A 10,877-nucleotide genomic window follows, 5' to 3' on the forward strand; every position below is an offset into this window, starting at 1 on the left:
TCATGCCGCTGAGTTGTTTTTTTGTGTGTTCTTGTCAGTTTTATCCAATTTAATCTCAACGGTTTGCAGTGCCCCTCCGTCGCGGTCGTGGTAAGTGACCATAATCTGTCCGGCCTCGACCACAATATGGGCAAAGTTGTCTTCACTCACCACCATGCTGGTCAGCTCATGTCGATAGTCGCCGGAGGCGGTGCGGACCAGGGGTTGATCGAGGGCGAATGTGGAGGCCGTGGCATAGGGCAACATTCTGCTGTTGCACAGCGGTGACGAGACGATGGTGTGGACTTCGAAGCCCGGGTCTTCGCTGTGGGTCAACCGACTGGTCAGTGAACCGTGAACATCACCGGAAATGAACACGACGTTCCTGATGCGATGTGTACGAATGGTCTCCAGCAACCGCAGCCGTTGTCCGGGAAACCCGGCCCAGGCGTCATCCCCGTCGCGTTTGGCGTCAGGGAAGAACATCACACTGGTGACCACCATCTTGACCCTGGCGGGGCTGTGGATCAGCCATTGGCACAAGGCATATTCCTGTTCAACATCAAGAATGCGTCGATCATTGGCGGACAGACTACGCTGGGAGCGGCTATCGGTGACGAACCATTCGATATCGCCATCGGTGAACTGATACCAATAGTGCTTCGGATGCCGGCTGACCCGGCCATCGTCGAGTAATTCAAATACCGGGCTGTGGCTGGCTTGATATAACTCATAAGCAGTGATGGCGTTTTCATACAGAACATCATCGCCTGATGTTTTTCTTTCCGGCCAGTTATCTTCAATTTCGTGATCGTCGAGGATCATGTAAGTCGATAAGTTGGCCATTAACCTGGAAATATGCGGTTGGGAGAAAGCCGCACGGTATTTTGCGAGTATTTGCTGATATTCGCGGTCGGGTGCGAAAAAATTCAAATCGTCGACATAGATCTGATCGCCAGTCATCAACATCGCGCTGACCGGCGGGTTGGCTTGCAGTGCCAATTGTGTGATCGAGGCGAATATCCGGTCGCCCAGTTGTGGCGCCGACGGGATACCGGCGGTCATCCGCAAGTAACGGCATGAGCCGACGAAATAGGCTCGCGGCGTGCCGACTGTGCCCGATCGGGTGCGCAAGCGATAGAGTTCCTGCGGCCATTGCAGCGGCAGTTCTTGCACCGACTCCACGGTGTGCCCGGCACTCGTGGTGCTGAACCAGCCGGCTTGATACTCGTATTCGGTATCGGCCGCGAGGTTATCGAGAACAATGACATCGGACATGTCTTGCAGGTTTGTCAGTCTTGTAAAGATACGTTTAAGCCATTGCGTATCCCCGGACTGCCGATAACGGATGCCGGCAAATACGGCGGCATCTTTTTGCGCTACTCCGCGCACAAAGATACGCGCGTGATCAGTTGTGGTGTGGCCAACTATTGGGCCGACAGAGAGTTTTAGCATGTTCGAATCCATTCGAATGAATAACTGAAAAGCCAGTGGCGTTAAAAGTTGCCGCCGTAGTTTTGGGTATTAAGGCTAAGTGTTTGCTGGCGGGAAAATACTGGGCAAAAGGGGATGGGTTGTGTGGGGTAATCAAACCAGGCATGTAGGACATTGCCTGCGTTTCGTGCAGGCAAAAAAAGCCCCGCCAAATTGGCGGGGTTGAGGTACGAGCGTGGCGCTCGGAAACGTGGAACGCGATCGGCCCTCCGGTGAAGGAGGGCCGGTCGGTGTTACAGGAGCATGGTGCGGATGTCGCCCAGCAGATCGCTCAGGCGCTTGGTGAAGCGTGCAGCCGCGGCGCCGTTGATCACACGGTGATCGTAGGACAGCGACAGTGGCAGCATCAGTTTCGGCTGGAAGGCTTTGCCGTCCCAGACTGGCTGGATGGTTGCCTTGGAGACACCGAGAATCGCCACTTCCGGCGCGTTGACGATCGGCGTGAAGCCGGTGCCGCCAATGTGGCCGAGGCTGGAAATGGTGAAGCAGGCGCCTTGCATCTCGTCCGACGAAAGCTTCTTGGTCCGGGCTTTTTCAGCCAGGGAAGCCGCTTCGGCCGCCAGTTGCAGCAGGCTCTTCTGGTCGACGTTCTTGATGACCGGTACCAGCAGGCCTTCCGGAGTGTCGACGGCGAAGCCGATATTCACGTATTTCTTGCGGATGATCGCTTTGCCGCTTGGTGCCAGCGAGCTGTTGAAGTCCGGCAGTTCCTTGAGCAGGTGCGCGCAGGACTTGAGCAGCAACGGCAGGACGGTCAGCTTGACGCCGGCCTTCTCTGCAACGGCTTTCTGGGCAACACGGAACGCTTCGAGTTCGGTGATATCCGCCGAGTCGAATTGCGTCACGTGCGGCACGTTCAGCCAGCTACGGTGCAGGTTGGCGGCGCCGACCTGCATCAGGCGGGTCATCGGCACTTCTTCGATTTCACCGAAACGGCTGAAGTCCACGACCGGAATCGGCGGAATGCCCGCGCCACCGGTTGCGCCAGCCGCAGCGGCCGGCGCTTCCTTGGCCTTCTGCATCATGGCTTTGACGTAGACCTGCACGTCTTCCTTCAGGATGCGACCGTGCGGACCGCTGGCACCTACAGCGCTCAGCTCGACGCCGAACTCGCGGGCCAGTTGACGCACGGCAGGGCCGGCGTGAACCTTGGCGCCTGGCTTGGCGGGAGCAGCAACCGGGGCAGCAACAGGTGCGGCCGCGGCAGGTGCAGCAGCGGCTGGAGCCGGAGCGCTCGGAGCAGCAGCGGCAGGTGCGGTCGCAGCAACAGGTGCAGCAGGAGCGGCGCCTTTGACTTTCAGCTTGAGGATCAGGTCGCCGGTACCGACTTCGTCATCGAGCTTGATGGAAACACTTTCCACCACGCCAGCGGCCGGCGACGGGATTTCCATGCTGGCCTTGTCGGATTCCAGGGTGATCAGCGACTGGTCGGCGACAACGCTGTCGCCGGCCTTGACCAGGACTTCGATGATCTTGGCCTTGCCCGCCGAACCGATGTCCGGAACGTGGATGTCCTGGATGCTGTCGGCTACTGGAGCAGTCGGGGCTGCCGCAGGTGCAGGTGCAGGTGCAGCTGCCGGAGCGGCAGCCTGGGCTGGAGCCGCAGCCGGCGCAGCAGCGCCCGCCACTTCCAGGTCCAGGATCAGGTCGCCGGTGCCGACTTCGTCGTTGAGCTTGACGCTGATGGCCTTGACCACGCCAGCGGCTGGCGACGGGATTTCCATGCTGGCCTTGTCGGATTCCAGGGTGATCAGCGACTGATCAGCCGCGACGGTGTCGCCGACCTTGACCTGGATCTCGATGATCTGGGCCTTGCCCGACGAACCGATGTCCGGCACGTGCACTTTCTGAACGCTGGCGGCAGCTGGCGCGGCAGCAGGAGCGGCCGGCGCTGGAGCAACGGCCGGTTTCTCTGCGGCTTTTGCAGCAGCCGCAGGGGCCGCAGCAGCGGCACCTTCGACTTCCAGCTCCAGCAGTTCGTCGCCTTCTTTCAGGCGATCGCCCAGCTTCACTTTCAGGCTCTTGATGATACCGGCCTTCGGCGCAGGCACTTCCATGCTCGCCTTGTCCGATTCCAGTGTCAGGATGCTCTGGTCGGCTTCGATACGGTCGCCGACCTTCACAAACAGTTCAATTACTTCACCTTCACCGCTGCCGATGTCAGGTACGCGAATGAGTTCGCTCACAGAATCTCTCCTCAGCAGTCCAGTGGGTTGCGTTTTTCCGGGTTGATACCGAACTTGGCGATGGCCTCGGCCACCACTTTAGGTTCGATGTCACCACGGTCAGCCAGTGCTTCCAGGGCTGCCAACACCACGAAATGACGGTCGACTTCGAAGAAATGACGCAGTTTCTTGCGGCTGTCGCTGCGGCCGAAACCGTCGGTGCCCAGGACTTTGAATTCCTTGGACGGTACCCACTGACGGATCTGCTCGGCGAACAGTTTCATGTAGTCGGTAGACGCGATGACCGGACCCTTACGGCCGTTCAGGCACTCTTCGACGTAGCTCAGCTTAGGCTTCTGGCCCGGGTGCAGACGGTTGGTGCGTTCAACGGCCAGGCCGTCGCGACGCAGTTCGTTGAAGCTGGTAACGCTCCACACGTCGGCGCCGACGTTGAACTCTTCGCGCAGGATCTTCGCTGCTTCACGGACTTCACGCAGGATGGTGCCGGAGCCCATCAGCTGAACGTGGTGCGCCGCTTCGCGGGTGTCTTCTTCGAGCAGGTACATGCCCTTCTTGATGCCTTCTTCGGCACCGGCCGGCATGGCTGGCTGCTGGTACGACTCGTTCATCACGGTGATGTAGTAGAAGACGTCCTGTTGCTCTTCGGTCATCTTCTTCATGCCGTCCTGAATGATCACCGCCAGCTCGTAGCCGTAGGTTGGATCGTAGGTGCGGCAGTTCGGGATGGTCGCGGCCAGCAGGTGGCTGTGACCGTCTTCGTGTTGCAGGCCTTCACCGTTCAGGGTGGTACGGCCGGCGGTACCGCCGATCAGGAAGCCACGGGTGCGGCTGTCGCCAGCGGCCCAGGCCAGGTCGCCGATACGCTGGAAGCCGAACATCGAGTAGAAGATGTAGAACGGCAGCATTGGCTGGTTGTGGCTGGAGTACGAAGTACCGGCAGCGATGAAGGAGCTCATGGCGCCCGCTTCGTTGATGCCCTCTTCGAGGATCTGGCCCTTCTGGTCTTCCTTGTAGAACATCACCTGGTCTTTATCGACTGGCTCGTAGAGCTGGCCGACGGAGGAGTAGATGCCCAACTGACGGAACATGCCTTCCATACCGAAGGTACGGGCTTCGTCCGGGATGATCGGCACGATGCGCGGGCCGATTTCCTTGTCCTTGACCAGTTGCGCGAGGATCCGCACGAAGGCCATGGTGGTGGAGATTTCACGGTCGCCCGAGCCGTCGAGGATCGCCTTGAGGGTGTCCAGTGGAGGGGTCGGGATGTTGAAGCTTTGAGCGCGACGCTGTGGTACGAAACCGCCCAGCGCATTGCGGCGCTCGGCCAGGTAACGGGCTTCGGCGCTGCCTTCTTCCGGTTTGAAGAACGGCAGGTTCTCCAGCTCTTCGTCCTTGACCGGGATGTCGAAACGATCGCGGAACAACTTCAGGCTGTCGACGTCGACTTTCTTGGTGTTGTGCGCAGTGTTTTTCGCTTCGCCGGCACCGGTGCCATAACCCTTGATGGTCTTGGCCAGGATGACGGTCGGTTGTTCTTTGTGGTTGACCGCTTCGTGGTACGCCGCGTAGACCTTGTACGGGTCGTGGCCGCCACGGTTGAGTTTCCAGATCTCGTCGTCGGACAGATCGGCAACCATCGCCTTGAGTTCCGGCGTGTTGAAGAAGTGTTCACGCACGAACGCGCCGTCTTTGGCTTTGTAGTTCTGGTACTCGCCGTCGATGACTTCGTCCATGCGGCGTTGCAGGATGCCGTCGACGTCCTTGGCCAGCAGTGGGTCCCAGAAACGGCCCCAGATGACTTTGGTCACGTTCCACTGAGCACCGCGGAACACGCCTTCGAGTTCCTGGATGATCTTGCCGTTGCCGCGAACCGGGCCGTCGAGGCGCTGCAGGTTGCAGTTGATGACGAAGATCAGGTTGTCGAGCTTCTCGCGGCCGGCCAGGGAGATGGCGCCCAGGGATTCCGGCTCGTCGCACTCGCCGTCGCCCAGGAAGCACCAGACTTTCTGTTTGCCTGGCTGGATGAAGCCACGGTGTTCCAGGTACTTCATGAAACGTGCCTGGTAGATCGCCTGGATCGGGCCCAGACCCATGGATACGGTCGGGAACTGCCAGAAGTCAGGCATCAGCCAAGGGTGTGGGTAGGACGACAGGCCCTGACCGTCAACTTCCTGGCGGAAGTTGTTCATCTGGTCTTCGGTGATGCGGCCTTCCATGAATGCACGGGCGTAAACGCCTGGCGAGGTGTGGCCCTGGAAGTAGATCAGGTCGCCGCCGTGTTCGTCGGTCGGGGCCTGGAAGAAGTAGTTGAAGCCGATGTCATACAGGGTCGCACTGGAAGCGAAGCTGGAGATGTGACCGCCGAGGTCAGAGTCTTTCAGGTTCGTACGCATTACCATGGCCATCGCGTTCCAGCGTACCAGCGAGCGAATGCGGCGTTCCATGAACAGGTCGCCAGGCATGCGTGCTTCGTGGGTAACGGGGATCGTGTTGCGGTAAGGCGTGGTGATGGCGTAAGGCAACTGCGAACCGCTGCGGGTCGCGAGCTCACCCATACGGGTCATCAGATAGTGAGCACGGTCTTCGCCTTCTTTGTCGAGAACCGATTCCAGGGCGTCCAGCCATTCCTGGGTTTCGACGGGATCGAGGTCTTGCATGGCTTGCTCCAGGGCGGAAAGGCTACCAGAATCGGTTGCCTGAGTTAGCGACTGGCCTTGTGGGCAGACGTTATGAATTCTTGGATTGCCGACAGGTTGTTCCGGCGGCGTGTAGTTTTACTACAAATCTTCCGGCATTTCAGCCCGTCTAATGTATATACGAGTAGTAAAACTACAGATGAGTGGCTCGTGGCCCCCGGCTGCGTTGTGAGAATAATCGATAAGGTTGGTCTTTTTCCAACTACAAAAGGTGAAAGCTTGATGCTGGCTGCCAAAATAAAAGAAATTTCAGCTATTTCTAACTTTTGTTCGACAGTCCCTCAGGTAGTGGGTTTTCGAAAACCACTACATGCAGTCGGTTGTACGCCGATCAAGGATAGACCATGAGCCTCCCTTCGTTTGCTGAACTGCCCGCCATTCTCCTGCCGTTTGTCACCCGTGCCGAGCAGTCGTTCCGGGCTGCCGTCGCCGCTTTGGGTGATGACCACGGGCTTTCTGCCTGGACGCCAGAGCGCTGGGCGCAATTTGCCCGCGTCACCGCCGCCAGCGATTTCGTGATTGAACAGTGTGTTCGTGACCCTTTGATGTTGCTGCAGCTGGTGCAGTCCGGCGAACTGGACCGCAGCGTCGCTCCCGGTGAGTTGTGCGCGCAGATTGCCACCGCCGTGAGTGTGGCCGAGACCGAAGATCAGCTTGGCCGCGCCTTGCGCCGTCAGCGTGCGCGCCATCAGGTGCGGATCATCTGGCGCGACCTGACCCGCCAGGCCGATTTGATCCAGACCTGTCGTGACCTCTCGGACATGGCCGATGCCAGCATCGATCAGGCCTATCAATGGTTGTACGTGCGGCATTGCCAGCAGTTCGGCGTGCCGACCGGCCGGCGCAGCGGCGAGCCGCAGCAGATGGTCATTCTCGGCATGGGCAAGCTCGGTGCGGTGGAACTGAACCTGTCGTCGGACATCGATCTGATTTTTGCCTACCCCGAGGGCGGCGAAACCGTCGGTGTGAAACGCCCGCTGGATAACCAGGAGTTCTTCATTCGTCTGGGTCAGCGGCTGATCAAGGCCCTGGACCCGATGACCGTCGACGGTTTTGTGTTCCGCGTCGACATGCGCTTGCGTCCCTACGGTTCGGCAGGTGCGCTGGTGCTGAGCTTCAATGCGCTGGAGCAGTATTACCAGGACCAGGGGCGCGACTGGGAACGCTACGCCATGATCAAGTCGCGGGTGGTGGCCGGCGACCAGGTGGCCGGCGCGCAACTGCAAGAGATGCTGCGGCCATTCGTCTACCGGCGTTACCTGGACTTTTCGGCCATCGAAGCGCTGCGCACCATGAAGCAGCTGATCCAGCAGGAAGTGCGGCGCAAGGGCATGGCCGACAACATCAAGCTGGGTTCCGGCGGCATTCGTGAAGTCGAGTTCATTGCCCAGGCGTTCCAGCTGATTCACGGCGGCCGCGATTTGAGCTTGCAGCAGCGCCCGCTGTTAAAGGTGCTGAGCACACTGGAAGGCCAGGGTTACCTGCCGCCGGCCGTGATCAGCGAGCTGCGTGAAGGATACGAGTTCCTGCGTTACACCGAACACGCGATTCAGGCGATTGCCGATCGCCAGACGCAAATGTTGCCCGATGGCGAGCAGGATCAGGCGCGTATTGCCTTTATGCTGGGTTTCGCCAACTGGACGGCTTTCCACGAACAACTGATGTATTGGCGCGGCCGCGTGGCCTGGCACTTCGGGCAGGTGATCGCCGATCCCGACGAAGAGCAGGGCGCCGAAAGCGAAGTGGTGGTCGGCGGTGAATGGTTGCCGCTGTGGGAGGAGGCTCAGGACGATGAGGCCGCTTGCCGCCAACTGGAGGAGGGGGGGTTCAAGGATGCCACCAAAGCCTTGAAAGCCCTGGCCGGCTTGCGCAGCAGCCCGCAATTGAGGGCAATGCAGCGTCTGGGGCGCGAACGTCTCGATGCTTTTATTCCGCGTTTGCTGGCGCAGGCCGTGGAGCATGACAATCCGGACCTGGTACTGGAGCGGGTGCTGCCGTTGGTTGAAGCCGTGGCCCGTCGTTCCGCTTATCTGGTGCTGTTGACCGAGAACCCCGGGGCGCTGCGGCGGTTGCTGACGCTGTGTGCGGCGAGCCCGTGGATCGCCGAGCAAATCACCCGTTTCCCCTTGCTGCTCGACGAATTGCTCAACGAAGGCCGGCTGTTCAAGCCGCCGCTGGCGCCAGAGCTGGCGGCCGAGTTGCGCGAGCGCCTGACACGGATTCCCGAGGACGACCTCGAGCAGCAAATGGAAGCCCTGCGCCACTTCAAGCTGGCGCACCGCTTGCGGGTGGCCGCTTCGGAAATCGCTGGCAGCCTGCCGCTGATGAAAGTCAGCGATTACCTGACCTGGCTCGCCGAAGCGATCCTGGAGCAAGTGCTGGCGCTGGCCTGGCGCCAGACCGTGGCCAAGTACGGCACGCCGCTGCGCACCGATGGCACCTTGTGCGATCCCGGTTTCATCATTGTCGGTTATGGGAAAGTCGGCGGCCTGGAACTCGGGCATGGTTCCGACCTGGATCTGGTGTTCATCCACGATGGCGATCCGCAGGCCGAAACCGATGGACCCAAGCCCATCGATGGCGCGCAATTCTTCACCCGTCTGGGTCAACGGATCATTCATTTGCTGACGGCACAGACCAACTCCGGGCAGTTGTATGAAGTGGACATGCGTCTGCGGCCGTCCGGTGCGTCGGGCTTGCTGGTGAGTTCCCTGGGGGCGTTTGCCCGTTATCAGGAAAACGAAGCATGGACCTGGGAACACCAGGCGCTGGTGCGGGCGCGAGTGCTGGTGGGCAGTCAGGATGTCGGCCAGGCATTCGAGAAAGTCCGTGCCGCGATTTTGGGCAAGACACGTGATTTGCCGACCCTGCGCCAGGAGGTCAGCGAAATGCGCGCCAAGATGCGCGATAACCTCGGCAGCAAGAGCACGGCGGCCGGCACCGGGGCAAATGCCTTCGAGGCCACGGCGCCGTTCGATATCAAGCAGGACGCCGGAGGTATCGTCGATATTGAATTTATGGTGCAATACGCGGCCCTGGCGTGGTCCGAAACACACCCGCCATTGCTGCGCTGGACGGATAATATCCGCATCCTGGAAGAGCTGGAGCATGAAGGGCTGATGCCCGTCGAAGATGCCGGTCTGTTGCGTGAAGTGTATAAAGCGTACCGTTCCGCCGCCCACCGGCAGGCTCTGCAGAAGAACCCGGGGGTGATACCGGCTGACCAGTTCGTGGACGAACGGCGGCAGGTCATGCGGATCTGGCGTGAGCTGGGTCTACGCTGAAACGGGATATTTGATACGCCAATATTCCCTGTAGGAGCGAGCTTGCTCGCGATGGTCGTTAACGATAGCGCGGCGAGCCTGACACCCCGCGGAGTTTTCAGGTTCATCGCGAGCAGGCTCGCTCCTACAGTAGATTTACGTTGTTCTGTAGAATTCTCGAGGCGGGGAGGCGTAGGCCTCCCCGGTTCGTTTATGGAAACCACATGAAAATTCTGATCGTTGGGCCCAGTTGGGTCGGTGACATGGTGATGGCGCAGACACTTTTCCAGTGTCTGAAACAACGCCACCCGCAATGCGAAATCGACGTGCTGGCCCCCGAGTGGAGCCGGCCGATTCTTGAGCGCATGCCCGAAGTTCGCCAGGCCTTGAGCTTTCCGCTCGGTCACGGTGTCCTGGAGCTGGCGACGCGCCGGCGCATCGGCAAATCCCTGGCCGGCCAGTACGACCAGGCGATCCTGCTGCCCAATTCCCTGAAGTCGGCGCTGGTGCCGTTCTTTGCCGGCATCCCGAAACGCACCGGCTGGCGTGGCGAATTGCGCTATGGCTTGCTCAATGACGTACGCACGCTGGATAAAGATCGTTATCCGCTGATGATCGAGCGCTTCATGGCCCTGGCTTGCGAGCCGGGCGTCGAGCTGCCAAAACCCTATCCGCGTCCGGCGCTGCAGATCGACCCGGTCACCCGCGAGGCGGCTCTGGCCAAGTTCGGCCTGGCCCTCGACCGTCCGGTGTTGGCCCTGTGCCCTGGCGCCGAGTTTGGCGAGTCCAAGCGCTGGCCGTCCGAGCATTACGCCAAGGTCGCCGAAGCGAAGATCCGCGAAGGCTGGCAAGTCTGGCTGTTCGGTTCGAAAAACGATCACGCCGTGGGCGAAGACATCCGAGCGCGGCTGATTCCCGGCCTGCGCGAAGAATCGGTCAACCTCAGCGGCGGCACCTCGCTGGCCGAGGCCATCGACCTGCTGTCCTGTGCCGATGCGGTGGTGTCCAACGACTCCGGCCTGATGCACGTCGCCGCCGCGCTGAACCGCCCGCTGGTGGCGGTCTACGGTTCGACGTCGCCGGGCTTCACGCCGCCGCTGGCCGAGCATGTCGAGATCGTGCGCCTGGGCATTGAATGTAGCCCATGCTTCGACCGCACGTGCCGGTTCGGCCATTACAACTGCCTGCGCCAGCTCATGCCGCAAGCGGTGAACGAAGCCTTGCAGCGTTTGCAGGGCACCGTGGTCGAGGTCAAATAG

Annotated in this window: 5 protein-coding genes; 2 read left to right on the forward strand and 3 right to left on the reverse strand. The window is 60.3% G+C overall.

The window, feature by feature from the left end; translation table 11 throughout:
• The 3 genes from ACCD00_RS07250 to aceE all read right to left on the reverse strand — a co-directional run bounded on the left by ACCD00_RS07250 (position 1) and on the right by aceE (position 6,316).
• The gene (locus tag ACCD00_RS07250; protein WP_413423197.1) at positions 1 to 1,434 is read right to left on the reverse strand and encodes an alkaline phosphatase D family protein; all 1,434 of its coding nucleotides are present in this window, start codon (positions 1,432 to 1,434) and stop codon (positions 1 to 3) included.
• Positions 1,435 to 1,706: 272 nt separating this feature from the next.
• On the reverse strand, positions 1,707 to 3,659 hold the full coding sequence (gene aceF / locus ACCD00_RS07255; RefSeq protein ID WP_413423199.1) for a dihydrolipoyllysine-residue acetyltransferase: 1,953 nt from the start codon (positions 3,657 to 3,659) through the stop codon (positions 1,707 to 1,709).
• 11 nt (positions 3,660 to 3,670) lie between these two features.
• A complete protein-coding gene (gene aceE, locus ACCD00_RS07260) occupies positions 3,671 to 6,316 on the reverse strand; it encodes a pyruvate dehydrogenase (acetyl-transferring), homodimeric type (protein WP_413423201.1) in 2,646 nt (881 codons plus the stop codon).
• A 383-nt stretch (positions 6,317 to 6,699) separates the two neighbouring features.
• Between aceE and glnE the strand changes: the two genes are divergently transcribed.
• Positions 6,700 to 9,639, forward strand: coding sequence for a bifunctional [glutamate--ammonia ligase]-adenylyl-L-tyrosine phosphorylase/[glutamate--ammonia-ligase] adenylyltransferase (gene glnE / locus ACCD00_RS07265; protein WP_413423203.1), 2,940 nt, complete (start codon positions 6,700 to 6,702; stop codon positions 9,637 to 9,639).
• A 203-nt stretch (positions 9,640 to 9,842) separates the two neighbouring features.
• Positions 9,843 to 10,877, forward strand: coding sequence for a lipopolysaccharide heptosyltransferase II (waaF, locus tag ACCD00_RS07270; protein ID WP_413423205.1), 1,035 nt, complete (start codon positions 9,843 to 9,845; stop codon positions 10,875 to 10,877).

This window comes from Pseudomonas sp. Pseusp3, assembly GCF_047304225.1.
GTDB classification, from domain to species: domain Bacteria; phylum Pseudomonadota; class Gammaproteobacteria; order Pseudomonadales; family Pseudomonadaceae; genus Aquipseudomonas; species Aquipseudomonas fluorescens_CD.

Coding starts and splice junctions, on each gene's coding strand:
- ACCD00_RS07250 (WP_413423197.1), bottom strand. CDS start 1,434: ATGCTAAAACTCTCTGTCGGCCCAATAGTTGGCCACACCACAACTGAT.
- aceE (WP_413423201.1), bottom strand. CDS start 6,316: ATGCAAGACCTCGATCCCGTCGAAACCCAGGAATGGCTGGACGCCCTG.
- glnE (WP_413423203.1), top strand. CDS start 6,700: ATGAGCCTCCCTTCGTTTGCTGAACTGCCCGCCATTCTCCTGCCGTTT.
- waaF (WP_413423205.1), top strand. CDS start 9,843: ATGAAAATTCTGATCGTTGGGCCCAGTTGGGTCGGTGACATGGTGATG.